This is a genomic window from Burkholderia sp. MSHR3999 (assembly GCF_000833595.1).
In the GTDB taxonomy this organism is placed as follows: Bacteria; Pseudomonadota; Gammaproteobacteria; order Burkholderiales; family Burkholderiaceae; genus Burkholderia; species Burkholderia ubonensis.
The window spans coordinates 2,295,840-2,321,624 of sequence record NZ_JRFO01000001.1 but is presented as its reverse complement, the minus strand read 5'-3'; the positions used below and the strand labels follow the sequence as shown (position 1 = coordinate 2,321,624).

Genomic DNA, 25,785 nt, shown 5'->3' with positions numbered 1-25,785 from the left:
TTCGCAATGGATTGTTCTGGAATTGGAACGATGACATGAATATCGACGCACATAACCTGAACGACCTGATGTACTTTTCGCAGGTCGTCGAGCACGGCGGCTTCTCGGCGGCCGAACGTGTGCTGGGGATCTCGAAGTCGCGCCTGTCGCGGCGCCTGACCGAGCTCGAGGCGTCGCTGGGCGTGCGCCTGCTGCAGCGCTCGACCCGCAAGCTGGCGCTGACCGAGGCGGGCGAGCTGTTCTATCAGCACTGTCAGGCGATGCTCGCCGAGGCGCAGGCCGCGATGAACGCGGTGCAGCAGTTGCGCGCGTCGCCGCGCGGTTCGGTGCGGGTCAGCGTGCCGGTCACGGTGTCGCAGACGATGCTGTCGCGGATCCTGCCCGAATTCCTGCATCGCTACCCGGAAGTGAAGGTGCACGTTCGCGTGACGAATCGCGTGATCGACCTGTTCGAGGATTCGATCGACGTCGCGCTGCGGGTGCGCTCCGAGCCGCCGGAGAACGCGAACATCATCGTGCGGCCGCTGTGGCGGACCGAACAGATGCTGGTCGGCGCGCCGAACCTTCTGAGCCAGAACGCGCCGCCGCTGGTGCCGGATGATCTCGCCCATTTCGAGACGCTCGATACGCCGAGCGTCGACGGGCGGCACGTGTTCAACCTGATCGCGCCGGACGGGACGAAGCACGTACACGAACACGATCCGCGCCTCGTGACGGCCGACCTGATGACGATCCGCGAGGCCGTGCTCGACGGCGTCGGGATCGCGGCGCTGCCGGAAATGATGTACGGCAACGCGCTGCGCGCCGGGCAGCTTTCGCCGGTGATGCCGGGCTGGACGCTGCCGGTGCCGCAGCTTTATGCGGTGTTCGTTTCGCGGCAGGGGATGCCGCCGGCGGTGCGCTCGTTCGTCGACTATCTGGTCGAGAAGCTCGACCACGGGAAATATCAGCAGCCGGGCTGCCCGGAGCGTGCGAAACAGATGGCGGAGGATGCATCGGCCGCGTGACACGGACCTTCAAGCACTGCAAATTTGTTTTGTCATTGAAGCGTCGCTTGCAATCGCAAGTTTCAATCGGTGAAGTCTTGAATGCGCGCGCCGGCGGGCCTATATTGGAATCCCATTTCGCGAAGGATGTTCTGAGCGGAAGACGGTGGCCGCATATGTTGCGAGCCAGATAGGGCAGGAAGCGCAGTCCGTGCAGACCACGGTAGCCGCATTTGCGTTGCTCGAGGCGCAACCGATACCGCCGAAGAGCCCGCCGCCCGAAGGCGCCCGCGTGCGCATGAAAAAAGGCCTTCATCTGGCGATGAAGGCCTTTTACTTTTGGGCGCGGCCGGCGAGGTGCGGCCGGCTAGGCGCGGCCGGCGAGGGTCACAACGCGCGGTTACTTTGATTTTGCCTTTGGCTCCGTCACGAAGCCGAGCTTCGTCAGGCCGCCGGCCTGCGCATCGGACATCACCTCGGCCACCCGCTCGTAGGCGACCTTGCGATCCGCGCGCAGGTGCAACTCGGGTTGCGGCTTGCGTTGCGCGGCCTCGGCAATGCGCGCCTGCAGCTGTTCGCGCGTCACCGTCTGATCGTCCCACAGGATCGTGCCGTTGCCCTGGATCGCGACGTCGACGGTCTGCGGCTTGTCTTCGACCGGCTGGCTGCTCGCATGCGGAAGGTCGATCTTCACGGCGTGCTGCATCGCCGGGATCGTCACCAGGAAAATGATCAGGAGTACGAGCATGACGTCGACGAGTGGCGTCATGTTGATCTCGCTCATCACGCTGTCGTCGTCATCGTCGCTGAAACCGGTGTTCATTGCCATCGTTCACCCCGCTTCAGCTGGCGCGGGCCGCGAGACGCAGGCCGTCGCGAGTGGACGACGACGCGAGACGCGCGCCCGTCACGAAGTACGCATGCAGGCCGTGCGCGAAGCGGCGCAGCTTGCTGACGACGCCCTTGTTCGCGCGGGTGAGTGCGTTGTAGCCGAGCACCGCCGGAATCGCGACGAACAGGCCGAAGGCCGTCATGATCAGCGATTCGCCGACCGGGCCCGCCACCTGGTCGATCGACGTCTGGCCGGTCGCGCCGATCACGAGCAGCGCGTGGTAGATCCCCCAGACCGTGCCGAACAGCCCGACGAACGGGGCGGTGCTGCCGATCGACGCGAGGATCGCGAGGCCGCCCTGCATGCGCGCGATGCCTTCGTCCATCGTGTCCTTCAGGCAGCGCGTGATCCAGTCGGACACGTCCATCCGGTCATGCAGATGCGGCTGCGTCTGGTGATGATGGTCGGCGGCTTCCTTGCCGGCGAGCGCGAGCGCGAGGAACGGGTTGTCGCTCGGCGTCGACGCGGCCTGGCCGAGCTTCTTGATGCCGTCGTCGAAGTCGTCCGAATGCCAGAACGCCTGCTCGGCGTTCTTCGTGAGGCGGTTCAGGCGAATCACGTTCCAGCCCTTGATGACGATCACCATCCACGACAGGACCGACATCACGAGCAACGCGACTGCGATGAAGCGTGTGACGAAATCACCTTGCGCCCAGACGTGCGCGATACCGTAGCTTTGCATTTTTATTCCTTTCGAATCTTCCGGATGAGGCAGTGTTAGTCGGTGAGCCCGAAATTGTAGGGCTGGGTACGGGCAGCGCGGATCGCCTGACCGTTCTCGATATAGGGACGGCACGTCGACGCGCGCATCGCGGCGAGGGCGGCCTCGTCGAGGCGCGGATAGCCGCTGCTCTTCTGCAGCTCGACGCTCTCGACCTTGCCCGTCACGCCGACGACGAAATGCACGTACGCGGTGCCCGATTCGCCGCGGCGGCGCGACATCGACGGATAGTCGGGCTTCACGAACGCGCATTGGAGCGTCGGGACATTCTTCGGCGCGCTGACGTCCATCGTCTCGCGCGCGGGGCCGGGCGCGGCCGACGGCGCGGCGGCAGCCGGTGCGGCAGGCGCGGGCGCAGGCGTCGGGTCGGCCGCGGGGGCGGGTGTCGGCGACGGCACGGGCGACGGCGCAACCGGCTGCGGCGTCGGCTTCGACACCTTCGGCACTGGCTTCGGCTCGACCTTGGGCTTCACGCGCGGCGTGGGCTTCGGCGGGGCCGGTTGCGGGATCGACTCGGCCGCGACCTGCTGCGCGATCGGCGCAGGCGTGATCAGTTGCGCGGTGATCGACTGGACCTCGACGTTTTTCGCCGGCGGTGCGTTGCGATGGAGCCAGGCCGCGGTCAGCAGGACCGCGTGCGCGGCGAGCACGCCGACCGCGGCGGCGATCACTCGGGGATTCATACGGGGGGCCGCCGGCCAGGCGCCGGCTGGAGCGGAATGCGAAGCCTGCATGTTAGCTTGAAAGAACGGCGCCGCACGCGACGTGCAGCGGGTGACGCAGCATCACTTGCGGAAGATCAGCAACGAGATGCACACGGTGGTAACAAATCCGATCAGCAATTCCATGACAGGCTCCTTGACAGGTAGGCCGTTGGCTCGCGCTGATGCCGGCTTGCTGACGGGTAAAACAAAAAATGCGGCCTAGGCCGCACGCGCACTCGGCGCGGGTCAGGCCGCCTTGCGCTCGTAGAACGTCACGGGAATCGGGTGAGCATGATGCTCGACACCGCACCGGCTCGCGCAGACGCCTTGCTCGGCCATGATGTCCCGCACGGACTCCTCGCACTTGCCGCAGCAGGTGGCCACGCCGAGTTCGAACTGGAGTTCATCGAAGGAATCCACGCCTTCCGCGAGGGATGCGCGAATCGTGCGATCGGATACAGACTTGCACACGCAGACGATCATGATGAGTGCGATAGCTAACGTTAATGCGAATTATTATCATTAAATTTGCTGGCGTTGACAAGCCCGCATCCGGCTTTTTTGTAACAAAACCAGACCCTTAGAGGGGTTGCTGACTTAGAGGGGTTGCTGACGGAGAAGGGGGCCGGATGAGGGCATCAGGCGGCCGTGCAAGCGTGTGCGTTCGGCGAGGAAATGGCGACGGATTCGACCGGCGCGTCGAGACCGAGCAGGGTCGACGCGAGCGCGCGCAGCTGCCGGCCGTCGCTGGTCGAGCAGAAGCGCGGCGGCGCGGCACGGGTGCCGGCCGGCGCGCGCAGGCCGCGTTCGTCGAGGACGCGCGCGAGCTGGCGGGCGATCGCGTCGCTGGTGTCGACGATCGTCAGGCGGTCGCCGACAAGGTCACGAATCGTTTCCGTGAAGAACGGGTAGTGCGTGCAGCCGAGCACGAGGGTATCTGCGCCGGCATCGAGCATCGGCTGCAGGTAGCCGTCGAGCAGCGCGCGCAGCGCAGGCGAGTGCGTGTCGCCGCGTTCGACCGCCTCGACGAGCCCGTGCCCGGGCTGGCAGATGAAGCGGCGGCCGGCGCCGTAGCGGTCGAGCAGCGCCTGGAAGCGCGCGCTGGCGAGCGTCGACTGGGTCGCGAGGACGCCCGCGATGCCGCTCGCGGACAAGGCTGCCGCGGGCTTGATGCCCGGCTCGACGCCGACGAGCGGGATCGCGAGACGTTCGCGAATGGCCGCGATCGACTGCGCCGTCGCGGTGTTGCACGCGACGACCAGCGCTTTCGCGCCCTCGCGCGCGAGCCATTCGCCGATCGCCAGCGTGCGCTCCGTGATGAACGCCTCGTCGCGCGGGCCGTAGGGCGCGTTGCGCGAATCGGCGACGTAGACGAACGATTCGTCGGGCAGTTGCGCGCGCACGGCGCGCAGCACCGACAGGCCGCCCAGCCCGGAATCGAAGACGCCGACGGGCGCGCCCGCGGCGGCCGTCGCGGCGATGACGGAAGGCGTCGACATGCTCAGGCAGTCTGCAATGGCGGGGAAGGGCGGGAGAATGCGCTTACTCGGGCGAACCCATCATCGTCTGCTGGTAGTTCTGGATGCCGACCTTGCCGATCAGGTCGATCTGCGTTTCCAGCCAGTCGATGTGCTCTTCGGTGTCGTCGAGGATCTTTTCGAAGATTTCGCGCGACACGTAGTCACGAACCGACTCGCAATAGGCGATCGCTTCCTTGCAGGTCGCCTGCGAGATCTGCTCGAGCTTCAGGTCGCACTTCAGGATCTCTTCGGTCTCCTCGCCGACGAGCAGCTTGTGCAGATCCTGCAGGTTCGGCAGGCCGTCGAGCATGAACACGCGCTCGATGAGCCAGTCCGCATGCTTCATCTCGCCGATCGACTCGTCGTATTCGTGCTTGCCGAGCTTCTCGAGTCCCCAGTGCTTGTACATGCGGGCATGCAGGAAGTACTGGTTGATCGCCGTCAGCTCGTTCTTCAACTGGGCGTTCAGGTATTCGATGACTTTCTTGTCGCCTTGCATGGCTTGTGTCCTTCTTGATGGTGGGGCTTCAGAACCCGAACGATAATCGCTCGAAAGCGAAATGCCAAGTTTCCGGCGCTCGTCCGAGTGGCCAACGCAGCGGGATGAGAATGAGAAGCAAAAAGGTGGGGCCGCCGAGGCCGGACAGGTGTCCGGCCTTTCGGGCGTCCGCGCTTACGCTGCGGCGACCGGGATCTTGCCGATCTTCGCCTGCCACTCCTTCGGACCGGTCTGGTGCACCGACGTGCCCGACGAATCGACGGCAACCGTCACCGGCATGTCCTGCACGTCGAACTCGTAGATCGCTTCCATGCCGAGGTCTTCGAACGCGAGCACCTTCGCGCCTCGGATCGCCTTCGACACCAGGTACGCCGCACCGCCGACCGCCATCAGGTAGGCCGCCTTGTGCTTCTTGATCGCGTCGATCGCGACCGGGCCGCGTTCGGCCTTGCCCACCATCGAGATGAGGCCCGTCTGCGCGAGCATCGTCTCGGTGAACTTGTCCATCCGCGTGGCCGTCGTCGGGCCGGCCGGGCCGACCACTTCGTCACGCACCGGATCGACCGGGCCGACGTAGTAGATCACGCGATTCGTGAAGTCGACCGGCAGCTTCTCGCCCTTCGCGAGCATGTCGGCGATGCGCTTGTGCGCCGCGTCGCGGCCCGTCAGCATCTTGCCCGACAGCAGCAGCGTCTGGCCCGGCGTCCAGCTCGCGACTTCTTCCGGCGTCAGCGTGTTCAGGTCGACGCGCTTGCTGGTTTCCGTGTTCGGTTCCCACTGGACCTTCGGCCATGCGTCGAGCGACGGCGCCTCGAGCTTCGCCGGGCCCGAGCCGTCGAGCACGAAGTGCGCGTGGCGCGTCGCCGCGCAGTTCGGGATCATCGCGACCGGCTTCGACGCCGCATGCGTCGGCGCGGCCATGATCTTCACGTCGAGCACGGTCGCGAGGCCGCCGAGGCCCTGCGCGCCGATGCCGAGCGCGTTGACCTTCTCGTGCAGCTCGACGCGCAGCTCTTCGACCCAGTCCTTCGGGCCGCGCGCGATGATCTCCTGGATGTCGATCGGCTCCATCAGCGATTCCTTCGCCATCACCATCGCCTTCTCGGCGGTGCCGCCGATGCCGATGCCGAGCATGCCCGGCGGGCACCAGCCCGCGCCCATCGTCGGCACGGTCTTCAGCACCCAGTCGACGATCGAGTCCGACGGGTTCAGCATCACGAACTTCGACTTGTTCTCCGAGCCGCCGCCCTTCGCGGCGACCTGCACGTCGACCTTGTCGCCCGGCACGATCTCGTAGTGGATCACCGCCGGCGTGTTGTCCTTCGTGTTCTTGCGGCCGCCTTCGGGCGGATTGACGATCGACGCGCGCAGCACGTTGTCCGGATGCGTGTAGCCGCGGCGCACGCCTTCGTTGATCATGTCGGTGACGCCCATCGTCGCGCCGTCCCAGCGCACGTCCATGCCGACCTTCACGAACACCGTGACGATCCCCGTGTCCTGGCAGATCGGGCGGCGGCCTTCCGCGCACATGCGGCTGTTCGTGAGGATCTGCGCGATCGCGTCCTTCGCGGCCGGGCTTTCCTCGAGCTCGTACGCGCGGCCGAGGGCCTGGATGTAGTCGAGCGGGTGGTAATAGCTGATGTACTGCAGCGAATCCGCGATGCTCTGGATCAGGTCTTCCTGTTTGATGACGGTCATGGCTGAGACTCTGTGAGGACTGTGGGGAATGCGTTGCCGGCGGCATGTTCCGCCGGCTTGCGGGACGCGGCGGCTGGGGCGCGCGTCTCGTGGAAATGCGCGGGATGCGTGTGGGTCGTCAGGCGGTCGACCCACGCCATCACGAGCGCCGACACGAGGAACGACACGTGGATCAGCACCTGCCACATGATCGCGTGGGTGGTGTGCTGGTCCGGGTTGATGAAGGTCTTCAGCAGGTGGATCGACGAAATGCTGATCAGCGCCATCGACAGCTTGACCTTCAGCACGCCCGCGTTCACGTGGTCGAGCCATTCAGGCTCGTCCGGATGCCCCTCGACGCCGAGCCGCGACACGAACGTCTCGTAGCCGCCGACGATCACCATGATCAGCAGGTTCGAGATCATCACCACGTCGATCAGGCCGAGCACCGCGAGCATCACGCCGATCTCGTCGAGGCTGGCCGCGTGCGACAGCAGGTGCCATACCTCGTGCAGGAACAGGAACGCATAGACGCCCTGCGCGACGATCAGGCCGAGATACAGCGGAACCTGGAGCCAGCGGCTCATGAAGATCAGTCTGGGCAGCGGACGCATGCGGCGGACGACGGGACGGACGGGCGAATGCGGGTCGGTCTGCGAGGCGGACATGATGGGCGAACGGGGGCGTGTATCGGGGGGTAGTAATTCGGAAAGGCGCGCTATTGTAGCGCGTCGGCCTGTTCGGCTGCAGCGACGCGCCCCGCGGCCGGGCGGGGCGCCGGGGACGGATCAGGGCGTGACGGGCGGCGTGCGTTTCACGCGCAGGCTCGCGAGCACGATGCCGGTGACGACGCACGCGAGCGCGAAGCCGTGCGCGAGCGTCGGCCGTTCGCCGAGGAACGCGATCCCGTAGACGGCCGCGGCGACCGGCAGCACCGCGCTGAACACGCCGGCGAGGCTGCCCGGCACGTGGCGGATGCCCTTCATCCACATCCAGAACGAGAAGATGCTGGCCGACAGGCCGTACCAGACGACGAGCGCCCAGATGCTCGCCGGCACGCTCGCGTAATTGAAATGCCACATCGCGCCCGCGCCGAGCGGCAGCATCAGCAGCAGGCCGAACAGGTGGGTGTATGCGCAAATGTCGATCGGCGCGAGCGTCTGCGTGAGGCGGCGCGACAGGATCACGTAGATCGACTCGCAGCACACCGCGCCGAGCATCAGCAGGTTGCCCCTCAGCGAGCCGGCCGTCGCGCCGCTCGCGGTCGCGCCGCCGTTCGCGAAGTTGATCGTCACGACGCCGACGATCGCCAGCGCGATCGATACGAGCGCACGGCCGTTCGGTTTTTCGCGCAGGATCAGCCATGCGAACAGCGCGACGACGGCGGGGATCGTGCTCGTGATGACGCCGGCCGCGACCGCGCTCGTGCGCTGCACGCCGTTCAGCATCAGCAGCGTAAACATGAAGGTGCCGAAGAACGCCTGCAGGAACAGGTTCAGCCATTCGCCGCGCCTGACCGCGCGCATCTTGACCGGACGGAACAGCGGCCACAGCACGCCGATCGCGATCACGAAGCGTAGCGTGGCGAGAATGGCGACGGGAACGAAGACGACGATCGATTTGCCGATGCCGACGTTGCTGCCGACGAGCAGCATCGACACGATGAGGAAAAGTGCGTAGCGATTCAAGCTGGAATCCGTGAGGCGAGTTCAGTTAGGATTGTAGGGTCGTGGTCGTAACAGCGCAAAGCGCGCCGCATGGCGTGCCGCCGGTGGTGTCGCCGAATTTGTCCGTTTTTGTCCGTAAGTGACGGGTAAGTTGACGCGCTTATCTTGGAAGCGCCGGGCCACGCGCTTGCCGTCGTGCGAAGTGGTGCGGCGCAGCATCGCGCGCAGCCCCCGGGCCGCGTGCGGGTGAGGTGGGAGACAGCGGCGCGCTTGCGCCGATCAAGACGCGGCGCGCATGACACGCGCCGGCAATCAGAGGATTCATGTTCACCAAGGGGTAGTCGATGTCCACGATTGAATCGGTTCTTCACGAAAGCCGCCAGTTTGAGCCGCCCGAGGCGCTCGTGAAGGCGGCGGCCATTTCCGGCATGCAAGCCTATCGCGCGCTGGCCGACGAGGCCGAGCGTGATTACGAAGGCTTCTGGGCCCGCCAGGCCCGCGACACGCTCGCGTGGCACAAGCCGTTCACGAAGGTGCTCGACGAGTCCGAAGCGCCGTTCTACAAGTGGTTCGACGACGGCGAGCTCAACGCGTCGTACAACTGCCTCGACCGCCACGTCGCAGCCGGCAACGGCGAGCGCGTCGCGGTGATCTTCGAAGCCGACGACGGCGCCGTCACCCGCGTCACCTATGCCGACCTGCTCGCGCGCGTGTCGCGCTTCGCGAACGCGCTGAAGCAGCGCGGCATCGGCCGCGGCGATCGCGTCGTCATCTACATGCCGATGTCGGTCGAGGCGATCGTCGCGATGCAGGCCTGCGCGCGCATCGGCGCGACGCATTCGGTCGTGTTCGGCGGCTTCTCCGCGAAGTCGCTCAACGAACGGCTCGTCGACGTCGGCGCAAGCGCGCTCGTCACCGCCGACGAGCAGCTGCGCGGCGGCAAGACGCTGCCGCTCAAGAGCATCGCCGACGAGGCGCTCGCGATGGGCGGCTGCGACGCCGTGAAGAGCGTGATCGTCTATCGCCGCACCGGCGGCAAGATCGACTGGCATGCGGACCGCGACCTGTGGATGCACGAGCTGACCGCAGGCGTTGCCGATACGTGCGAGCCGGAATGGGTCGGCGCCGAGCATCCGCTGTTCATCCTGTATACGTCGGGCTCGACCGGCAAGCCCAAGGGCGTGCAGCACAGCACCGGCGGCTATCTGCTGTGGGCCGCGCTGACGATGAAGTGGGCGTTCGACTGGAAGCCCGCCGACGTGTTCTGGTGCACCGCCGACATCGGCTGGATCACCGGCCACACGTACATCACGTACGGCCCGCTCGCGTGCGGCGCGACGCAGGTCGTGTTCGAGGGCGTGCCGACCTATCCGGACGCCGGACGCTTCTGGAAGATGATCGCGGATCACCACGTCAGCGTGTTCTACACCGCGCCGACCGCGATCCGTTCGCTGATCAAGGCGGCCGAGGCCGACGACAAGGTCCATCCGAAGAGCTACGACCTGTCGAGCCTGCGCATCATCGGCACGGTCGGCGAGCCGATCAACCCGGAAGCGTGGATGTGGTATCACAAGCACGTCGGCCAGGAGCGTTGCCCGATCGTCGACACGTGGTGGCAGACCGAGACGGGCGGCCACATGATCTCGCCGCTGCCGGGCGCGACGCCCACCGTGCCGGGCTCGTGCACGCTGCCGCTGCCGGGCATCATCGCGGCCGTGGTCGACGAGACGGGGCAGGACGTGCCGAACGGGCAGGGCGGGATTCTGGTCGTCAAGCGCCCGTGGCCGTCGATGATCCGCACGATCTGGGGCGACCCGGAGCGTTTCAAGAAAAGCTACTACCCCGACGAGCTCGGCGGCCGGCTCTATCTCGCCGGTGACGGCACCGTGCGCGACAAGGGCACCGGCTACTTCACGATCATGGGCCGGATCGACGACGTGCTGAACGTGTCGGGCCACCGGCTCGGCACGATGGAGATCGAGTCGGCGCTGGTCGCGCACGAGCTCGTCGCCGAGGCGGCCGTGGTCGGGCGTCCGGACGAGACGACGGGCGAGGCGGTCGTCGCGTTCGTCGTGCTCAAGCGTGCGCGTCCGGAAGGCGAAGAGGCCGCGAAGCTCGCGAAGGAGCTGCGCGACTGGGTCGGCAAGCAGATCGGGCCGATCGCGAAGCCGAAGGACATCCGCTTCGGCGACAACCTGCCGAAGACGCGCTCCGGCAAGATCATGCGCCGCCTGCTGCGCTCGCTCGCGAAGGGCGAGACGATCACGCAGGATACGTCGACGCTCGAGAACCCCGCGATCCTCGACCAGCTCGCCGAAGTGCGCTGACCCGGCGCCGCGGCATGCGCTCCTGCGCGGCAATCCCGATTGCCCGCGCAGGGGCTTTTTGCTACACAAGGGCATGACCGCTCCGTCCCGTCCCGCGCCTGTCGCGCCGCCGCCCGTTCCCGCGCCGCTCGCGCGCGCGCATGCGCGCTACTGGCGCTTCAACGTCGCGCTGATCGCCGTGCTGATGGCGACCGGCTTCGCGGTGTCGTTCGTCGTTCCGTTCTTCGCGCCCGCGCTCGCGGGTGTGCATTTCGCCGGGTTCAGCCTGCCGTTCTACGTCGGCGCGCAAGGCGCGATCCTCGTCTATCTCGTGCTGATCGTGATCTACATCGGGCTGATGCAACGCGCCGACCGCATCCTGCGCCGCACGTACGACGCGTACGCGGCGCAGGCCGGCGACACGCGTGGCGGGCGCTGACGGATGCTGACGCGTCGCCTGATCCGCGCGTATGCGCTGTACACGCTCGGCTTTCTCGGGTTCGTGCTGCTGCTGGGCCGGATCGAGCGCGCGGCCGGTTCCGGCGTGTGGATCGGCTACGTGTTCCTGTTCGTGCCGATCGCCGTCTATGCGGTGATCGGGCTGCTGTCGCGCACGTCCGACCTCGTCGAGTACTACGTCGCCGGGCGGCGCGTGCCGTCCGCGTTCAACGGGATGGCGACCGCCGCCGACTGGCTGTCGGCCGCGTCGTTCATCGGCCTCGCCGGATCGCTGTACGCGACCGGCTACGACGCGCTCGCGTACCTGATGGGCTGGACCGGCGGCTTCTGCCTCGTCGCGTTCCTGCTCGCGCCGTACGTGCGCAAGCTCGCCCGCTACACGATTCCCGACTTTCTCGGCACGCGCTTCTCGAGCACCGCGGTGCGCGCGCTCGCGGCGGGCGCGGCGATCCTGTGCTCGTTCGTCTATCTGGTCGCGCAGATCCAGGGCATCGGGCTGATCGCGACGCGCTTCATCGGCGTCGATTTCGCGATCGGCATCTTCTGCGGGCTCGCGGGCATACTCGTCTGCTCGTTCCTCGGCGGGATGCGCGCGGTGACGTGGACGCAGGTCGCGCAGTACATCATCCTGATCAGCGCGATCCTGATTCCCGTGTCGCTGATCGCGATGAAGAACGGGCTCGGGCCGGTGCCGCAATTCGGCTACGGGCAGTTGATGGAGCGCGTCGCCGCGCGCGAAGCGCAGGTGCGCGATTCGCGCGACGAGCAGCGGGTGCGCGACGCCTATCGCCGGCAGGCCGCGCACATCCAGACGCAGCTCGACCGGCTGCCCGCGTCGTATGCGCAGGAGCGGGGGCGGCTCGTCGACCAGCTGGCCGACCTGCGCCGCCACAACGGGCCGCTGCGCGAGATCAGCCAGCGCGAGCGCGCGCTCGCGGAGTTCCCGCGCGACCCGGCGGCGGCGCGCGTGGTGTGGTCGCAGGCGCGCGACGACCTGCTCGCGCGCGCGGCGCCGCCGGTGCCGATGCACGAGCCGTTTCCGGCGGCGAGCGACGACGAGCGGCGGCCGCGTGAACGGAACTTCCTCGCGCTGCTGCTGTGCCTGTCGCTCGGCACCGCGAGCCTGCCGCACATCCTGACGCGCTACAACACGACGACGTCGGTCGCGTCCGCGCGCCGTTCGGTCGGCTGGACGCTGTTCTTCATCGCGCTGTTCTATCTGAGCGTGCCGGTGCTCGCGGTGATGATCAAGTACGAGATCCTCGCGAACCTCGTCGGGCGGCCGTTCGCGGCGCTGCCGGCGTGGGTCACGCAGTGGCATCACTTCGAGCCGGACCTGATCGGCGTCGTCGACGAGATTCGCGACGGCATCGTGCACTGGTCCGAAATCCAGATGCAGCCGGACATGGTCGTGCTGGCCGCGCCGGAAATCGCCGGGCTGCCGTACGTCGTGTCGGGGCTGATCGCGGCGGGTGCGCTCGCGGCCGCGCTGTCGACCGCGGACGGCCTGCTGCTGACGATCGCGAACGCGCTGTCGCACGACATCTACTACCACATGGTCGCGCCCGACGCGTCGAGCCAGCGGCGGGTGACGATCTCGAAGGTGCTGCTGCTCGGGGTCGCGCTGTTCGCGTCGTATGTCGCGTCGCTCAATACGGGGAAGATCCTGTTCCTCGTCGGCGCGGCGTTCTCGCTCGCGGCGTCGAGTTTCTTTCCGGTGCTCGTGCTGGGCGTGTTCTGGAAGCGCACGACGACGCGCGGCGCGATCGCCGGGATGGTGACGGGGCTCGTGGTGTGCGTGTATTACATCGTGTCGACGTATCCGTACTTCGCGCAGCTGACCGGCTTCGCTGGGCCGACGTGGTTCGGGATCGAGCCGATCAGCTCGGGCGTGTTCGGCGTGCCGGCGGGGTTTGCGGTCGCGATCGTCGTCAGCCTGCTCGACCGCCGGCCGGACGATTACACGCGTGCGCTCGTCGACTACATTCGCCATCCGTGACGGGTGTGCACGAGGGAGTGGCGGGGCGCCGCAAGAGTTTGCTATACTCTCGCTCTTCCCGGAGAGATGGATGAGTGGTTTAAGTCGCACGCCTGGAAAGCGTGTATAGGTGAAAGCCTATCGGGGGTTCGAATCCCCCTCTCTCCGCCAGAATTCAAGCCGAAATCCCCGTTGAGTCAGTGACTTGCGGGGATTTTTGTTTTGCGGCTCGCAAATCGGCTATCAAAAGTTGATTGCTCGGCTTACCGCTATCGCGAGTCCCCATTCCCCTCGGTCTTGGCAGGATGCATCGAGCCGCCAGACGACGCGCTCCGCTGCATGGCGATCAACAGAATCGGAAAGCCGATCGGGAAGAGGGCAAGCTGCATCACGGCCAGCCCGCCATCCGCGGCCACCGCGACCGGCGACAGCGCCAGCTTGATGGCCTTGCCGACGGCGGACGGCTTTTCCGTCACGTCCACGCGATACGCGGAATTGAACGCCTGCGGTATCTGCGCGCCGTCGAGGTTGCTCGGCAGGTAGCGCGTGCCGCTGATCGTGCCGCGTTCGGTGAGGCGATGGCCTTCGTCCTTGAAGCCGTCCGCGAGCGCACGCGCGCGGGCATCGCTGTCCGGTGGCGCATCTGCTCTCGACAAGGTCATCCGATAGCGGCCCGAAATCGTGTCGCCCTGCGCCTCGAAACCGATGAACTCCGTGTCCAGCTTCTGCCGGTACGGCGCAGTCATCACCGCGCGCAATTGCGGCGGCATGTCGAAGATGTAGTGGTACTGCTTGCCGAGCACGACAAGTTTCTTGCCGTCCTGGGTAATCAGGAATGCAGACAGCGTTTCGTCGTATTTCGAATCCTCGAGCCACCGGTCGGTGATCGGGCCGATACCCTTGCACCCGGCCGTCAGACCGGACGCCGTCGCGATGGACAGCGCGAGAAAATGTCTTCTTTTCATGAATGCCGCATTGAATATTGTTATACAGCGGAACTGCGTAAATGCCGGACGGGATGCCTGATGAAACCCGTTGTCCGGACGGCCGGTTTATTGCTTGCGTATTGTAGGGTTTAAATCGGCTTCCCGCCTCACGCCTCGATCTCGACGACCCGCGCCAGCACCCGATCCAGCAACGTCTGCGCAAACGCATACGCCGGCGCTTCCGCCGCGAACAGGATCCGGTAGACCAGCGGCGCGATGACGTAATCCATCAGGGTCCGGCAGGCCGGCGGCGTCTCCCCGCGCGCAAGCGCCTGCTCGCGCATGCGGTCCAACTGTTCCTCGATGCAGCGCGCGCATTGCCCCGCATTGAGCGGATCGGCGCAGCTCAGCACGTCGCGCAGCAGCGTCCGGCCGACCTCGGACGACATCTCCTCGAGATACTGGGCCAGCCAGTGCTCCATGTCCTGTCGAAACGAACCCGTGTCCGGCGGAAGACTGTCGGGCAGGAGATGCTCGACCGCCACGTCGGAAAGCAGCTGCGGCAGGTCGCCCCAGCGCCGGTAGATGGTGGACGGCGTCACGCCGGCGCGCGCCGCAATGGCCGGCACGGTCAGCCCGTCCCGGCCGTGTTCCTGCTGGAGGCCCCGGACTGCGCGATGCACGGCTTCCTGCACGCGCGCGCTGCGACCACCCGGCCTCAATCCCTTTCTCGTCGTCATGGTCGATTCAATTCCTTCATGCAACACATCCAGCAACGAACGCTGCTAAAGCAAAATATTTGCATTTGTGCCCGATCATCGCTATCTTAAAGCACATTCTTTGCTTTAGTGAGCCGGCTGGCCCATGTCGAACATCACCCAAACCGAAGCACCCGCCGGAGCGGCGCCCGCTGCGACCGCTTCCGCGATGACGACCCACACGATCACGCTGGTGGGCTATCTGGCCGCGTCGAGCGTGCCGACGCCGCTCTATCGGCTTTATCAGGCGCAATGGCATTTCTCGCCGATGCTGCTGACGTTGATCTTCGGCGTGTATGCGCTGTCGCTGCTGTCCGCGCTGATCGTGGCGGGAGCGCTGTCCGATTATATCGGCCGGCGTCCGGTGATCAGCGCGGCGCTCGTGCTTGAAATGGGCGCGATGGGGCTGTTTCTGGCGGCGGCCGGCCCGGGCTGGCTCATCGCCGCGCGCGTGCTGCAGGGCGTGGCGACCGGGCTCGCCACCGCGTCCGTGGCGGCCGCCCTCATCGACCTCGACCGGGAGCGGGGCGCGTTCACCAACGGGCTGGCGCCGATGGGCGGCATGTCGCTCGGGGTGCTCGGATCGACCGCGCTGGCCCAACTGGCGCCGGCGCCGTTGCATCTCGCATTCGTCCTGCTGCTGGCGCTGTTCGCGTTTCAGCTGTTGCAGACGTGGCGCACGCCGGAAACGGCAGGCGGCCGGCCCGGCGCACTGAAGTCGCTGCGGCCGAGCATTTCGGTGCCGCCGGCCGCCCTGGCCGAGCTGCTGGCGATCACGCCGATCAACGTAGCGGTGTGGGCGCTCGGTGGCTTCTATCTGTCGTTGATGCCGTCGCTGATCGGCAAGGTGACCGGCGCGGCATCGGTCTGGTTCGGCGGGCTGAGCGTCGCGGCGCTGACGTTGAGCGGCGGTGCGGCCGTCCTGGTCGCGCGCCTGCGCAAGCCGCTGCCGGTGCTGATCGTCGGCGCGCTGGCGCTGCTCATCGGCATTCCCGCGATCCTCGCGGGCGCCGATCTGGGCGTGACGGCGATTCTGCTGGTCGGCTCGGTGATCGCCGGGATCGGCTTCGGTGCGGGTTTTCTCGGCGCGGTGCGCAGCGTGATGCCGCTCGCGCAGCCGCACGAACGCGCGGGGCTGATGGCGGCCTTCTATGTGGAAAGCTATCTCGCGAACTGCCTGCCGGCGATTCTCGCGGGCTACATGACGCCGCGGCTCGGGCTGCTGACGGTCGCCAATTTCTATGGCGGCGCATTGATGCTGCTGGTGCTGGCGGGACTGGTGCTCGCGATCGTGCGGCATCGGAGCGATCGCCGCGTGGCCGGACGGGCCGCGCATTGAACGGGGGGATTTCAGCGCCGCGCCGGCGGCGCCGGAATCGGATTTCCGAACAATCGACGGAGAAGAAAGAGATGGACAAGGACAATGCAGAGGGCTTCACGCAGGCCGCATCGTCGGGCGACGCCGCGTTGCTCGGCCTCGGCGCGGCCGCGGCCGTCGCCGCGATGCAGCGTGGCGATTTCACTGCGGAACGGTACGCGACGGCGCTGCTCGAGCAAGTCGAGCGCTGGAGCACGCTCAATGCATTTCGCACGCTGGATCGCGATGCGGTGCTGCAGGCGGCCCGCGCGGCCGACGAACGGCGCAGGCGCGGCGGTGCGCTCGGCCGGCTCCATGGCTTGCCGGTTCCGGTGAAGGACAGCGTGAATACGCGCGCGCTGCCGACGTCGAACGGCACGCTGTCTCTGTCGGGCTTCCGGCCGTCCGCCGACGCCGGCGTGATCGGCCTGCTCGGCGAGGAAGGGGCGATCGTCATGGGCAAGACCAATCTGCACGAGCTGTCGTTCGGCTGGACCAGCAACAACGAAACCTTCGGGGCAGTTCGTAATCCGTACGATCTCGCGCGCAGCCCGGGCGGCAGCAGCGGCGGCTCGGCCGCCGCGGTGTCGGCCCGGATGGCGCCGCTCGCGGTGGCCGAGGATACGTGGGGATCGATTCGCCTGCCGGCGTCCTTCTGCGGGATCGAGGGTTTTCGCCCGAGCCGAGGACGCTATCCGGACGACGGCATCATGCCGTTGAGCCGCCACTTCGATCAGGTCGGCCCGCTTGCCCGCTGCGTCGAGGATCTCGTCCTGTTCGATCGGATTGCCGCGCGCGATGCGCGTGCGATCGAGCCGCGCCTCGTGACCGAGATGCGCGTCGCCGTCCCGGCGGCGCTCTGGGCGGAGCTCGATCCCGAAGTCGAGCGGGTCGCGCGGCATGCGCTGGCGCGCCTGCGCGAAGCGGGCGTATCCGTCGTGGAAGTCGCCGGCTCGCTGAACGAGGTGGCACGCGCGGCCGGCATCGTCGGGACGATCGTGGCCGCCGAACTGCGCGGCAGCGTCGCGGATTTCCTTCGACGCCACGATGCGGGGGTTGCTTTCGACGATCTGTATGCGACGCTCGGGTCGAATACGAAGAACCTGATGGATGCGATGGTCCTGCCGCCGCACACGCCCACGCGCGAAGCGTACGAGGCGGCGTTGCGCGAGCGGAATGCGCTCGCGGCGAGCGTTGCCGCCCGCATGCGCGAGCATCGCGCGGACGTGCTCGCGTTTCCGGTTGCCATGGTGCGTGCGCCCCGGATCGGCGAGGAAACCGGCGTGACGATCGACGGCGGGCGCACGATCGACGCGTTCGACGCACTGGGCCGCAACGTCGGGCTCGGCAGTTGCGCCGGCATGGCGAGCATCGTGCTGCCCGCCGGACGTGCGGACGACGGCATGCCGGTCGGGATCGAGTTCGCCGGGCTGCCGGGCGGAGACCGGGACGTGCTCGCGATCGGACTTTCGCTGGAACGGCTGCTCGGCGGCGTGGAACCGCCTGCGGTTCGGGCCTGATCGTCGGGTTCGGTGCAGCGACGGACCCATGCGTGAGCGCGGTTACGGGGCGAGCCGGTTCGCGTCGACCGTGGAGTGATTGCTCAGGTGCGCACGCAATTCTGCAAGTTGTTTGCGCACGTCGCGCCTCAATACGTCGCGCGATACGACGTCGATGGCGACGGAGGTGTCGAGATAATCGCGCTCCATATGCAGCACGACCTCGTCGGTGAAGAACGCGCCGTCGATATAGCTGCCCCGTTCCTGGCAGACGTCGTGCCATCCCGGCGCGGCGTCCAGCCATGCGTCGAATGCCTGCTCGAGAGCGGCGATATTCCCGTAGGCACCGTGGACGTATCCGCGATTGCGCCAGGTCACGTGTGCGTGGAACTGCAGGTTGTCGACCGGGTTATCCCATAGCCGGGCGATCAGGGCGCTCGGAATTGCGCGCAACGGGACGCTGATCACCAGGTCCGGCGACTCGGGCAGGAGGCGCTCGTTCTCGTCGCGAACGCGCGGGTCGAGCGCGCCGCATTCGACGAGCGGCGCAGTCATGTCGCGCCGAAGCGCAGCCACATCGACCGTGGCGTTGACCACGACACGATCGATCGAAGCGACGTCCGGCTGGCCGGCCAGCGTCTGCTTCAGTTGAGCAGGCAACGATGGTGGCGCGGTATCGTCCGCGGCGGGCTTTGCCGCTTCGGTCGCCCGCGGCGCCTGCGGCCGCCTGAGCATGCGCAGCAGCACGTAGAGGATGACGACGCCGGCCAGCGCAACAACCCAACCGTTCATTTTTTGTCCCGTACAAATTTCGCGAATTCGCGAGAATATAAAGGCCGACGACGGCTTTGGGAATGCGCGGCGAATGCCGTCGATCCAGCCGTCCTTCAAAACATGTCGCCCCGCAGCCCCGCGTCACGCGGTCAGTGATCCGTAATGGCCGATCGACGCGCAGCGCCCGCAATCTTTCAACTCGCTTTCAATCGTGCCGATCGCCGCAAGCCGTCACGCCCTTGTCACAAGCCCGCCGGGCCTGCTTCCCGCCGGAAGAAACTTCTTCTCCCTTCACGGTTCCCGACGTTCCGCTTCGTCAATGAATGCAAAATGAAAGCATTCTCTTGACGCAGGGCATTCACCCCATTTATTGTCCGTCTGCCGCCGCCGTGAGAGAGCACGGCCGGAAATCGCGGATGCCCGTCATTGGGGCACGACAACCCGCAGCAGAAGCAGAAAAGGAAACGTGGTAGCCACATGAAGCCGCTGTTCGATGACAAGAAATCCGACGCGGTCAGCGATCGTCCTTCCACCCCGTCCTCGTCTCCCGTCGTTACGTCGCCCGCCGTCGCCATGCCGCCGGCGGCCGACGCGGCGCGCCTGATCACCGTCGACGAGATCGACCAGCTCGGCGCGACGCAGGGCGGCCGGATCGCCGCCTTCTCGCAGCAGATTCTCGCGAGCGTGCGCGCATCGGACGCGGACCAGTTCGGCGACAAGCTCAACGAACTGATTGCAACCGCGAAGGGGCTGGACCCGCGCGGCGCCGACAAGGGCGGGCTGCTCACGCAGGTCGCGCGGCTGTTCCGTTCGACGAAGGAAAAGCTGCTGTCGCAATACGAGTCGGTCAGCAAGCGGATGGACACGCTCGTCGTCGAGCTCGAGAGCCATGCGCAGCGGCAGAAGGCCGGCATCGACGAACTCGAGCGGATGTACGACGACAACTACGCGCTGCACCAGGAGATCGCGCTGGCGAAGACGCACGGCGAAGCGGCGCTCGCGACGCTGCGCGCGCATCTCGCGGCCGGCCAGCAAGCCGACGACGCGTTCGGCGCGCAGCGGCTGCTCGACGTGAAGCGCAAGGTCGACGCACTCGAAAGCAAGCTCGACGATCTCGACCGCGCGATGCTGATGTCGAAGCAGCTCGCGCCGCAGATCCGGATGGAGCAGGACCAGAAGCGCACGCTGACGTCGAAGTTCATGACGATCAAGACCGTGCTGATCCCCGCGTGGACCAACGCGTTCGCGCTCTACCTCGAACAGCTCGGCACGAAGCGCGCGGCGGCGCTCGCGAACGCGACCTACGACGCGGCTGACGAGGCGATCCGCGCGCAGGCGGACCTCAACCGCGCGAATGCGCAGGAGGTCGCGAAGCTCGCGCAGCGCCCGGTGATCTCGACCGACACGTTCGAATACGCGCAGCAGCAACTGTTCGGCGCGTTCGACGACGTCACGCAGATCATCGCCGAAGGCAAGCGGCAGCGCGAGCAGGACGCGCCGCGGCTGCGCCAGCTCGAACAGGACCTGATCACCCGATTCGCCCCGAAGCACAACTGAGGTTCACGCATGATTACGCTTGAGAAACGCGCGGCGAAGGTCGCGATCGTCCTCGAAAAACGCCAGATCCTGAAGCCGCCCGTGGTGCGCGTCGGCGCGGCGCTCGACATCTCGGGCTCCGCGAAGGCGCTCTACAAGTCGGGCGTGATCCAGGAGACGCACGACCGGATCCTCGGCATCGCGCTGAAGTTCGACGACAACGGCGAAGTCGACACGTGGACCTTCACCGAAGGCTTCGACCGCCTGCCGACCGCGACGCCGGACAACTACGGCGCGTACATCACCGATTTCGTGCTGAACGGCGACATCGACAAGTGGGGCGGCACGCAGTACGCGCCGGTGATGCACGACATCGTCGACTTCTTCTTCCGCGCGCCGGAGCCGGAGCGCAAGCGCGAAGCCAAGCGCGGCTTCCTGAGCCGGCTGTTCGGCGGCGCGGACGACGCGCCCGCGCCGCCGAGCGCGCCCGTGTCGGCGAACGGCCACCTGCCGGCCTGGGTGCTGTTCGTCACCGACGGCCAGAACCCGAAGAACGATCGCAAGCGCGTGCGCCAGCTGCTGGCCGAGTCGCGGCATTACCCGCTGTACTGGTCGCTCGTCGGCGTCGGCGACCCGAGCGAATTCGACTTCCTCGAGGAAGTCGCCGACGAAATGCCGAACGTCGGCTTCCTGCATCTCGAGTCGCTCGACGTCTCCGACGAGCAGATCTACGAACAACTGATCACGCAGGAATTCTGCGACTGGGTGCGCGCGAAGTAAGCGCGGGCCCGCACGGCATCCCTTTTTCGAACAGAGTCACATTCCCATCATGCTGAAAGATTTCAAGATCCCGCTGTCGCTCACGGTGCTGGCGCTCGTCGTCGCGTACTGGCTCGGCGGCGTCAAGGACATGCTCATCGTCGCCGTCCTGTGCGTGCTCGAGATTTCGCTGTCGCTCGACAACGCGGTCGTCAACGCATCCGTGCTCAAGAACTGGTCGGAGAAGTGGCGCAACCGCTTCATGGTGTTCGGCCTGCCGGTGGCCGTGTTCGGCATGCGGCTCGTGTTCCCGCTCCTGATCGTCGCGGTGATCGGCCACATCGGCATGTGGGAGGCGCTGACGCTCGCGATCGACGCGCCGGACAAGTACGCGGCGATCCTGACGTCCGCGCATCACCAGGTGTCGGCGTTCGGCGGCGCGTTCCTGCTGATGGTGTTCTTCAAGTTCATGCTCGACACCGAGAAGGACGAGCACTGGATCGGCATCTTCGAAGGCCCGATGCGGCATCTCGGCCGGATCACCGCGCTCGAGGTCGCACTGACGCTCGCGATCGTGATCGTCGCGTCGCTGTACGTGCCGTCGGCCGAGCAGGTGAGCTTCCTGCTGGCGGGCGCGTTCGGCGTGATCAGCTTCGTGATCGCGCACGGCATCGGCGACCTGATCGGCGGCGAGGACACCGGCTCGCGCGTGGTGCGCGAAGGCGTCGCGGGCTTCATGTATCTCGAAGTGCTCGATTCGTCGTTCAGCTTCGACGGCGTGATCGGCGCATTCGCGCTGTCGAACAACATTTTCCTGATCGCGCTCGGCCTCGGCGTCGGCGCGGCCTACATCCGGGAAATGACGCTCGTGCTGCTGAAGAAGGGCACGCTCGCGCAATACCGCTATCTGGAGCACGGCGCGTTCTGGGCGATCGGCGCGCTCGCGGCGATCATGTTCCTCGGCGTGAAGCTGGAGATTCCCGAGGTCGTGACGGGGCTGATCGGCGCGGCGACGATCGGCGCGGCCGTGTGGTCGTCGATCATCGCGCAACGCAAGGAAGACCGCGCGACGGCCGGCGGCAAGTGACGGTGCGCGGCACCGATTGACGAGGGGCTGCCGCGGGCAGCCCGGGTTACCGCCGGTGGTCGGCGGATTCCAGCAGGAGATGTTCAGATGATCAATTTGTCGAAGGGCGGCCGCCTCAACCTGTCGAAAGAGGCGCCCGGCACGCAGAAATTCCGCATCGGCCTCGGCTGGGATGCGAACGCGACGGACACGGGCACGGATTTCGATCTCGACGTGTCGGTGTTCCTGTGCAAGTACGACGCGCAGAACAATCCGAAGCTGATCTCCGATCAGCACTTCGTGTTCTACAACAGCGAAGTGCGCACGATGGAGCGCAAGGACACCTTCATCCAGCCCGGCGACGATTTCCCGAAGCGCGGGATGCCGGCGTCGAAGTGCCTCGGCGTCGTCCATAGCGGCGACAACCGCACCGGCAGCGGCGACGGGGACGACGAGGTGATCTTCATCGACGTGACGAAGCTCGCGGCGGACATCGAGGAAATCTCGGTGGTCGTCACGATCGACCAGGCCGAAGCGCGCCGCCAGAACTTCGGGCAGGTGCGCAACAGCTACATCCAGATCGCCGACGAGGTGACGGGCGCCGTGATCGCGAAGTATGCGCTCGAAGAGGACTTCTCGATGGAGACGTCGGTGCAGGTCGGCAGCTTCTACCGGCGCGACGGCCAATTCATGTTCAAGGCGGTCGGCGCGGGCTACAACCGCGGCCTCGGCGATTTCGTCCGCGCCTACGGCGGCGTGGTCTGACTCGCCGCAGCCCGGCGCACGGACCACCGGCGCGCCGGGCGGGATGCACCGATGACCCGCCAGCCTGACGAGCCGAAGCCGCTCGATTTCGACGGCGCGCCCGCGCGCACGCCGGGCCGGCTCGCGTTCGATGCGCCGCCGGCCGACGCATCACGGCCGGCCGACCGGCCCGCGCCGAAGGCGCTCGACCTGGGGCCGGCGCCCGAGCGGCCCGCGCGCGCGGCGCCGGCCGACGCGGTCGGCCGCGCGCTGTTCGGCGAATCGGATCATCCGCTGCTCGAACAGTGCTTCCGCGCCGCGCAGGCGCGTTTCCCGAACCTCTATCCCGACTGCGCGCCGCGCGTCGAGCGGCACATCCGGCAACTGGTGCCGCTCAAGCTCGCGAGCGTGGCGACGATCGGCGACACCGCGCTCGAAAGCGCGGGCAATCTCGTCGAGGCCGTCGCGGCCACGACGCGCGAATTCAACGAACTCGGCGCGGCCGACCTGATGGCGGACCTGCTCGCGCAGGCCACGCGCAAGGCCGGCATGCTCGACCGCTGGTTCCGCCCGTCGTCCGGCCACGTCGATTACCGCGCGGCGCTCGGCGCGCTCAAGCAGTCGCTCGGCTTCTTCCCGCGCCGGACCGAGGCGCTCGCCGCGAAGGTCCGGCACGCGGACGAAAGCCTCGTCGTCGTGCTCGCGGCGCTGAGCGCGGTCGCGGACGTCGTGCGCGCGCCCGACGACCCCGGGCTCGAACGCACGCTGTTCGACCGCCGCAACATCGTCGGGCAGGCGGTCCAGCAGATCCGCATGCAGCCGGCGCTGCTGCGCGGGCTCGACGAGCGGGTGACCGACCTGCTGTCGCGCGCCGATCACCTGATGAACGTGGTGTTGCCGGCGGCGGCCGCGGCGCGGCCGCGCGGCTGAGCGGCGAGGGGCGGGCGCCGGCCCGGGCGCCACTCGCATCCCTACACGCCGCACCGGGCGCGTGCCGGCCGGCGCGACGCCCATTCTCCTGAAGTAAAGACGAAAGCAGCCGCGCCGGTATCCCGCCGACGCATCCGTCGCGCGCGACTGACCACCTGCGGCCACCGGAGCGCGCGCCAACCTTCGTCCGGGACAACACAACCCATCGGACGCGCTGGGTCCCCCCTACCCGAAAAGTAGGGGGGTGACCCATCCCGGGCCTGCGTGCGCCTCTGCACAATCCAGCTACGGGTCATTGCGAAGACGTCGCCAGCCCGCGTTTGCAACCGAGCATGACGTCCAGCGCGTATCGCTGGTTGACCCCAAGGATGGAGGTCATATGTTCAGCACCCGCATGTGTTGCAGCAGTGTGGCGGCACTGCTGCTCCTGCTGTCCGCCGTTCCGTCGTTCGCCCAGTCGTTTCGCGTCCAATGCCCGTTCACCACGCCGTCCCATCCGACGGCGCTGCCACCCGGTGCGGCGGAACCCGCCTATACCCGGCCGTCCTTCACCGGGCAAAACTCCACGCCGACGGGCGTCGTCAACGGCGCCATCAAGTGCCAGCAGATCTCGGGCGGCGACGGGTATGCAACGATGGCCGACGGTACGCAGACCTATCTGTTTTCCTTCGGTCCGCTGTCCGGCATTGCCGACATCCAGGCGGGCCGCCCCGGTACGGAGTTCGCGTCAGTGTTCAACACGGTCGGCGATCCGAGAACGGACCCGACCTACAACGGCGCGGTCGGCCTCGTGCCCGACCCGGAGTCCTCGCCGCCGGGCCAGTTGACCGGCCACGTGGATCCGCGTCCGATCATGGACATCGGCGTAATGAACGGCAACATGCCGGCACCCGCGATGGCGATCGACGAGGACGACGAGTTCTTCCTGACGCTCACCAACGTCGGCATGATCATGCGCCCCGACCTGTTCGAGCAGCATACGGTGCACTTCCACGGCTACCCGAATGCGTCGTCGTTCTATGACGGCGTGCCGGATGCGTCGGTGGCGATCAACATCGGCGGCAGCTTTACCTACTACTATCTCGCGCCCGATGCCGGCACCTACTTCTGGCACTGCCACATCACGCCGCCCGAGCACCTGCAGATGGGCATGGTCGGCCAGATCTTCGTGCGGCCGCGCCAGAACCGGGTACCGGCCGGCGCGTCGCTGTACAACGCGCTGGTGACGCAGCAGGGCGATCTTCGCACCCGGTGCGGCAACGACATTCTGTGCTCGACGCCGCTGCCGCCTGCGAACACCGCGCTGCATGCCAACGACAAGAGCGGCAAGCCGACGCTGTATGCATACAACGACGGCGACGGTTCGACCGCGTATGACGTCGAGTATCCGGTGCAGATACACGGCTTCGATCCGAACTTCCACTTCGTCGGGATGACGTTCAATCCGGAACCGTTCACCGACATGAAGGACAAGTACTTCATGCTGAACGGGCGCAGCTATCCGGACACCGTGACCAGCGGCGCGATGCAGACCCCGGTGGCGGACGGCACGCCGCATTATTCGCAGCCGCTGCCGACCATCATCAATATTCCGGCCGGCGGCCGCGCGCTGCTCAGGATTTCCGACCTCGACGTCACCGAATTCCAGACGCTCGCGTCGCTCGGCGTCCCGATGCACGTGATCGGCGTCAACGCCCGGTTGCTGCGCGACATGGCCGGCAACGACCTGACTTACTACACGAACTCGATCACGCTCGGCGGGGGCGAATCCATTGACGTGATTCTCGATGCGAGCGACACGACGAAGTACGCGCCAGGTTCGGTCTATTACCTCTACACGCCGAACCTCGATCACCTGTCGAACGACGCCGAGAACTTCGGGGGCTTGATGACGGAAGTCCGCATCTGCTCCGGTGCGTTGAACCCGGCCACGAAGTCCTGCATCTAGGAGAAATATCGTGGGTCACTTCACTGATCAAATCTGGATTGCAACGCGCACGGGCGCCGGACGGCTCGTGCGGCTTGCC

At 66.8% G+C, this 25,785-nt stretch carries 24 protein-coding genes and 1 tRNA gene; 13 read left to right on the top strand and 12 right to left on the bottom strand.

The genetic code is table 11. The features are described 5' to 3' along the window. The first annotated feature begins 35 nt into the window (after positions 1-35). Positions 36-1,007: a LysR family transcriptional regulator gene (locus KY49_RS10670; protein ID WP_042584678.1), complete on the top strand. Its 972-nt coding sequence runs from the start codon at positions 36-38 to the stop codon at positions 1,005-1,007. Positions 1,008-1,386: 379 nt separating this feature from the next. Here KY49_RS10670 and KY49_RS10665 read toward each other — a convergent pair whose 3' ends face one another. The 9 genes from KY49_RS10665 to KY49_RS10625 all read right to left on the bottom strand — a co-directional run bounded on the left by KY49_RS10665 (position 1,387) and on the right by KY49_RS10625 (position 8,687). Beyond that, entirely contained in the window at positions 1,387-1,815 is a 429-nt protein-coding gene (locus KY49_RS10665; RefSeq protein WP_042584470.1) for an ExbD/TolR family protein, read from the bottom strand. Between the two features lie 13 nt (positions 1,816-1,828). Further along, positions 1,829-2,560: a MotA/TolQ/ExbB proton channel family protein gene (locus KY49_RS10660; RefSeq protein WP_042584469.1), complete on the bottom strand. Its 732-nt coding sequence runs from the start codon at positions 2,558-2,560 to the stop codon at positions 1,829-1,831. Positions 2,561-2,595: 35 nt separating this feature from the next. Next, positions 2,596-3,333, bottom strand: a complete 738-nt coding sequence (locus tag KY49_RS10655) for an energy transducer TonB (protein WP_042584468.1) — start codon at positions 3,331-3,333, stop codon at positions 2,596-2,598. A 216-nt stretch (positions 3,334-3,549) separates the two neighbouring features. Continuing rightward, a complete protein-coding gene (locus KY49_RS10650) occupies positions 3,550-3,786 on the bottom strand; it encodes a (2Fe-2S)-binding protein (RefSeq protein WP_010090012.1) in 237 nt (78 codons plus the stop codon). Between the two features lie 155 nt (positions 3,787-3,941). Then, positions 3,942-4,802, bottom strand: coding sequence for a glutamate racemase (murI, locus tag KY49_RS10645; RefSeq protein ID WP_042584467.1), 861 nt, complete (start codon positions 4,800-4,802; stop codon positions 3,942-3,944). Positions 4,803-4,845: 43 nt separating this feature from the next. Next, the gene (bfr, locus tag KY49_RS10640; RefSeq protein ID WP_010095804.1) at positions 4,846-5,322 is read right to left on the bottom strand and encodes a bacterioferritin; all 477 of its coding nucleotides are present in this window, start codon (positions 5,320-5,322) and stop codon (positions 4,846-4,848) included. A 174-nt stretch (positions 5,323-5,496) separates the two neighbouring features. After that, positions 5,497-7,020, bottom strand: a complete 1,524-nt coding sequence (locus KY49_RS10635) for a fumarate hydratase (RefSeq protein ID WP_010095806.1) — start codon at positions 7,018-7,020, stop codon at positions 5,497-5,499. Next, positions 7,017-7,667 carry a TIGR00645 family protein gene (locus KY49_RS10630; protein ID WP_042584466.1) on the bottom strand — a complete coding sequence of 217 codons (651 nt, stop codon included), beginning with the start codon at positions 7,665-7,667 and terminating at the stop codon, positions 7,017-7,019. The genes KY49_RS10635 and KY49_RS10630 overlap by 4 nt, the downstream gene beginning before the upstream one ends. 120 nt (positions 7,668-7,787) lie before the next feature. Beyond that, positions 7,788-8,687: a DMT family transporter gene (locus tag KY49_RS10625; protein WP_042584465.1), complete on the bottom strand. Its 900-nt coding sequence runs from the start codon at positions 8,685-8,687 to the stop codon at positions 7,788-7,790. 323 nt (positions 8,688-9,010) lie between these two features. On the opposite strand from KY49_RS10625, the gene acs reads away from it, so the two are divergent. The 4 genes from acs (at position 9,011) to KY49_RS10605 (ending at position 13,580) form a co-directional block, all read left to right on the top strand. After that, complete coding sequence (acs, locus tag KY49_RS10620) at positions 9,011-10,993, top strand: acetate--CoA ligase (protein WP_042584464.1); 1,983 nt, start codon at positions 9,011-9,013, stop codon at positions 10,991-10,993. A gap of 73 nt (positions 10,994-11,066) precedes the next feature. Next, a complete protein-coding gene (locus KY49_RS10615; protein WP_042584463.1) occupies positions 11,067-11,411 on the top strand; it encodes a DUF4212 domain-containing protein in 345 nt (114 codons plus the stop codon). Positions 11,412-11,414: 3 nt separating this feature from the next. Next, complete coding sequence (locus KY49_RS10610; RefSeq protein ID WP_010095815.1) at positions 11,415-13,430, top strand: sodium:solute symporter family protein; 2,016 nt, start codon at positions 11,415-11,417, stop codon at positions 13,428-13,430. Positions 13,431-13,490: 60 nt separating this feature from the next. Next, positions 13,491-13,580, top strand: a tRNA-Ser gene (locus tag KY49_RS10605). Positions 13,581-13,678: 98 nt separating this feature from the next. On the opposite strand, the gene KY49_RS10600 is transcribed toward KY49_RS10605, so the two are convergent. Continuing rightward, a complete protein-coding gene (locus tag KY49_RS10600; protein WP_042584462.1) occupies positions 13,679-14,374 on the bottom strand; it encodes a hypothetical protein in 696 nt (231 codons plus the stop codon). Positions 14,375-14,502: 128 nt separating this feature from the next. Then, positions 14,503-15,102 (bottom strand): TetR/AcrR family transcriptional regulator, encoded by a 600-nt coding sequence (locus KY49_RS10595; RefSeq protein WP_231636375.1) that lies wholly within the window; start codon positions 15,100-15,102, stop codon positions 14,503-14,505. Positions 15,103-15,199: 97 nt separating this feature from the next. On the opposite strand from KY49_RS10595, the gene KY49_RS10590 reads away from it, so the two are divergent. Further along, complete coding sequence (locus KY49_RS10590) at positions 15,200-16,432, top strand: MFS transporter (protein WP_082062319.1); 1,233 nt, start codon at positions 15,200-15,202, stop codon at positions 16,430-16,432. A 71-nt stretch (positions 16,433-16,503) separates the two neighbouring features. Continuing rightward, positions 16,504-17,970 (top strand): amidase family protein, encoded by a 1,467-nt coding sequence (locus tag KY49_RS10585; RefSeq protein WP_042584460.1) that lies wholly within the window; start codon positions 16,504-16,506, stop codon positions 17,968-17,970. 42 nt (positions 17,971-18,012) lie between these two features. On the opposite strand, the gene KY49_RS37055 is transcribed toward KY49_RS10585, so the two are convergent. Continuing rightward, the gene (locus KY49_RS37055; RefSeq protein WP_231636369.1) at positions 18,013-18,840 is read right to left on the bottom strand and encodes a hypothetical protein; all 828 of its coding nucleotides are present in this window, start codon (positions 18,838-18,840) and stop codon (positions 18,013-18,015) included. A gap of 360 nt (positions 18,841-19,200) precedes the next feature. On the opposite strand from KY49_RS37055, the gene KY49_RS10575 reads away from it, so the two are divergent. The 6 genes from KY49_RS10575 (at position 19,201) to KY49_RS10550 (ending at position 25,706) form a co-directional block, all read left to right on the top strand. After that, positions 19,201-20,280 carry a toxic anion resistance protein gene (locus tag KY49_RS10575; RefSeq protein ID WP_042584458.1) on the top strand — a complete coding sequence of 360 codons (1,080 nt, stop codon included), beginning with the start codon at positions 19,201-19,203 and terminating at the stop codon, positions 20,278-20,280. 9 nt (positions 20,281-20,289) lie between these two features. Further along, positions 20,290-21,039 carry a VWA domain-containing protein gene (locus tag KY49_RS10570; protein ID WP_042584457.1) on the top strand — a complete coding sequence of 250 codons (750 nt, stop codon included), beginning with the start codon at positions 20,290-20,292 and terminating at the stop codon, positions 21,037-21,039. 49 nt (positions 21,040-21,088) lie between these two features. Next, on the top strand, positions 21,089-22,105 hold the full coding sequence (locus KY49_RS10565) for a DUF475 domain-containing protein (protein ID WP_042584456.1): 1,017 nt from the start codon (positions 21,089-21,091) through the stop codon (positions 22,103-22,105). Positions 22,106-22,192: 87 nt separating this feature from the next. Then, entirely contained in the window at positions 22,193-22,849 is a 657-nt protein-coding gene (locus tag KY49_RS10560; RefSeq protein WP_042584455.1) for a TerD family protein, read from the top strand. Positions 22,850-22,900: 51 nt separating this feature from the next. Next, positions 22,901-23,758, top strand: a complete 858-nt coding sequence (locus tag KY49_RS10555; protein ID WP_042584454.1) for a hypothetical protein — start codon at positions 22,901-22,903, stop codon at positions 23,756-23,758. Positions 23,759-24,137: 379 nt separating this feature from the next. Then, positions 24,138-25,706: a multicopper oxidase domain-containing protein gene (locus KY49_RS10550; protein WP_042584453.1), complete on the top strand. Its 1,569-nt coding sequence runs from the start codon at positions 24,138-24,140 to the stop codon at positions 25,704-25,706. The last annotated feature ends 79 nt before the right edge of the window (positions 25,707-25,785 follow it).